Genomic DNA, 1,918 nt, shown 5'->3' with positions numbered 1-1,918 from the left:
TTTGCTAGGTTTGACATTGGCAACTGGCGCTCAAGCTGTACAAGCAGAAGAGCTTGTTGCTGACACTACTGTCACAACTAGCATTCAAAGCCCAGCGACAACCGACACGACGCCAGCACTTACGACGGAAACTGTTACGCCAGCTGAACGGACAGCAACCATCGATTACGTGGTTAACTATGTCTTGGAAGACGGCACACTTGTCAACGCTGTTGTGAAAACAGCTACCGTTACGACGACAGAAGTAGTTGCATCAACTAGCGTTGAAGTAGCAGTCGAAGTACCTGCCGGCTATGAGTTGGCGCAAGGTCAAGCGACAACGGTAACCCAAGTTGTTACCGAGGGCGCTGAAAATCTTGTTACCGTTCAATTGGTTAAAAAAGCTGAAGTAGTAGCTCCAACAACTGAAGCCGCAACAGAAGCACCTGCAACGACAACTGAAACACCAGCTGACGCTACAGAAGTAGCAGCACCTGTGACTGCTGAAGAAGCGAAAGTTGTCCTTGAGCAAAACATCTCAGAAGCGGTTGTCTTGTCAGAAGAAGCTAACCGACTTTATACTGCTGCACCAGAAGGCAATGAGTCTTTGAAAGCAGCTGCAGATGCAACGAAATTGGCTGCAACTGAAGCTACTACAGTCTTGAAAGACTCAGTAGCAACTCTTGTCCAAGTAAACGCTCAAATCGATGCAGTTCGTACAAACGTTGAAGCCTTGGCCTTGGAATTGCGTAAATTCTCTCCAGACGGTGAAGTTTCAGTAGCCTTGTTTGAACGGGCAGGAACCACAGCAGGTTTGAACAATATCGGTGATGATGTCGGTACTCTTATCAAGACAGATACAACTGTATCAGCACCAATGACAGATGCAGCAGGTGCAGCAGTAAGCTCACGTGTACAATCTCCATACGCTCCAACAGCAGTAGATGGCTACTATACCATGACCTATATGACAGTCAGCTACTACGATGCAATCATGGGGTATAGCCGTTACAAACCAACAGGTGGTACATCTACAGGTGGCGCTTACTTCCGTACCTCGATCAAGTCAGCAAATGTAGCAGATCCTATCCTTGTCGAATTGGTAGCCAAAGACGGCACGCTTCTTGAGAGCCACTACATGACACCAAACGTTTCTAAGGATTTCACATATTTCCAAGCTACATCTGGTGTGAATAAGCCAATGACAGCTACTATCCGAACGGATGTTGCTTCTGACACTGTTCTTGGTCAAATCTTTATCCAGTTCGATGATAACACTATCGCGACTGCATCGGATACAAGAAGTCTTCCAAGTACCCTAATCTCTCAACCGTGGGAATACACAACTTACTACAAGACGACTGCGGATTCTACAAACGAAGCCCTTGCGACATATACTATCGTAGGTGTGCCAGGTAACACGGTAACCCCATCTGGCGTTCGTGAGTTCGGTGGTTATGAGTATGTCAATACAACTACTGAAAATATCCAAGTTAACCAAGTAGCAGGCGCTCCTTATGTAGAACGTACCCGTGCACACGTTAATGGTACCTACCACAAGTCTGTTGCGACACCGATGGGAACGGATGGTTCTATCAAGTTGGATCTCTACTTTGCGGATCCTAACTACGCAGGTACACCAAACTTTGAAGATACATCAACTGAAGGCTTTATCAAGATTATTGAAACCCAAACAATGGGCTACACTCAGTCTAATACTACACAAATACTGAGCCCAGAATTGTTTGATAAATATCCAATCTACTTTGTTGATGCTGCTACTGAAGCACCAGTTGGTACAGAAAAGGGACCAGTTCCAGTTAAAGGTACTCGTTTGACCTCTGCAGATCAAATGGATTTGAGTGTACCTTTGTCAATGATGTGAGACCAAAAAGGTGATTTTGAAGTTATCCATTTGTTAAGCTTTACTAGGAGCTAG

1 pseudogene is annotated in these 1,918 nt (G+C 45.4%); it reads left to right on the top strand.

The features are described 5' to 3' along the window. Nucleotides 1-1,864: pseudogene (locus tag ACHBGV_RS10200) on the top strand (hypothetical protein); the annotation flags it as partial. Nucleotides 1,865-1,918 lie beyond the last annotated feature (54 nt).

It is taken from the genome of Streptococcus sp. A34, from assembly GCF_043674115.1.
In the GTDB taxonomy this organism is placed as follows: domain Bacteria; phylum Bacillota; class Bacilli; order Lactobacillales; family Streptococcaceae; genus Streptococcus; species Streptococcus suis_V.
Note: the sequence above shows the minus strand (reverse complement) of the source record. Positions and strands in the feature narration are given on the sequence as shown.